General features: G+C 75.0%; 1 protein-coding gene and 1 riboswitch. The gene reads right to left on the bottom strand.

Going from position 1 to position 1,259, the window contains the following annotated elements; translation table 11 throughout:
• Positions 1-675: LLM class flavin-dependent oxidoreductase (locus tag AC1DQC_RS19720; RefSeq protein WP_477052928.1), on the bottom strand; the 675-nt coding region annotated here is incomplete at its 3' end.
• A 210-nt stretch (positions 676-885) separates the two neighbouring features.
• A riboswitch (SAM riboswitch) is annotated at positions 886-1,003 on the bottom strand.
• Positions 1,004-1,259 lie beyond the last annotated feature (256 nt).

Raw genomic sequence — 1,259 nt, 5'->3', positions numbered from 1 at the left:
GGCCTGCGCGGCCTGGTCCGGACCGGTGGCCCGGACGCGCACGACGTCGGCGTGCCGTCCCGCGAGGTCGAGGGCGGCGCCCGAGTCGGCGCGCACGACGACCGGCGGCCGGCCCTGCGGGGGGCGCCCGGCGGCGGTCGACGGCTTCGGTGCGAAGTGCACGCCGTCGTGCGCGACGAACCGGGGTCGCGCCGGGGCTGTCTCGTCCCACCGGTCCCAGTGGCGGCCAACGACGTCGACCGCGTCCGCCGCCGACGTCGACCGCGGACCCGGCGTCGGCACCTCATCGATCCGGGTGTCCGAGCCGACCTGCCAGCCGGCCCGACCGTGGCTCGCGTGGTCGATGGTGGCGATGGCCTTGGCCACGTGGCCCGGCGCGGTGTGCGCGGTGCCGACGGTCGAGACGAGCCCGATCCCGGACGTGCGCGGGGCCAGCCGGGCGGCGACGAGCGCGGAGTCGAGCCGGCCCTGCAGGGCCGTGTTCCGGCTGGGGTGGAGCGCGAAGTCGTCGTCGAAGACCACGAAGTCGAGGGCACCGCGCTGGGCGACGGCCACCAGCTCGAGCAGGCGGGCCGCGTCGAACAGCCGCTGACCCTGGGAGCCGTGGTCGCGCCAGGCGGCGGCGTGGGCGCCGGTGTCGCTGAGATCGATGCCGAGATGGGCGTGGCGGGGCATGGTCGTCCGTTCTGGGTGCTGGTTCGGGGCGCGCCTCACCGAGCGCCGGGCGCTTCGGGGTACGCGTCGCGCGCCCCGGTCGCGGGGCGTGCGGAGGGTGGGTCAGCCGGTCAGCGGCGACAGAGGGCCGGACAGGAACGCGTCAGCATCGAGCGGGTGGTGGCCCCGGTCGCGTCCATGGTCCGTCCCTTCGTCCCGGCGGTCGCCGGGGCTCGCATGTTGTCGACGGCGGCGGTGAACCGCCGTGACCAGGTCCTCACCCGGGGCACCCCACCATGCGGAGGGTTGCCATCCAGCTAGCCGGGGCTTCGCACTGGAAATCTTGACCTTATTGGTAGGGAATTTAGATCGGGGCCGGAGAACCGTCAAACACCCGACCACATGGTGAGATCCGGAGTCCGACAGACGGTCGGTTCGCCCGGGTGCTCCGCAGGGGCGCACCATGGCATCTGACGACGGAGGGGGACGCATGGCTCGCACGACGATCGCGGCCCTCGTCGCGACGACGACCCTGGTGCTGGCGKGCGCATGCGCCGCGCCCCCGCCGGMGGCAGCGCCGGCGCCGCCCGTCGTCGTCGCCGCGC

This window comes from Cellulomonas sp. P4_H12 (assembly GCF_056400905.1).
This window is presented reverse-complemented; position numbering and strand designations above follow the sequence as displayed.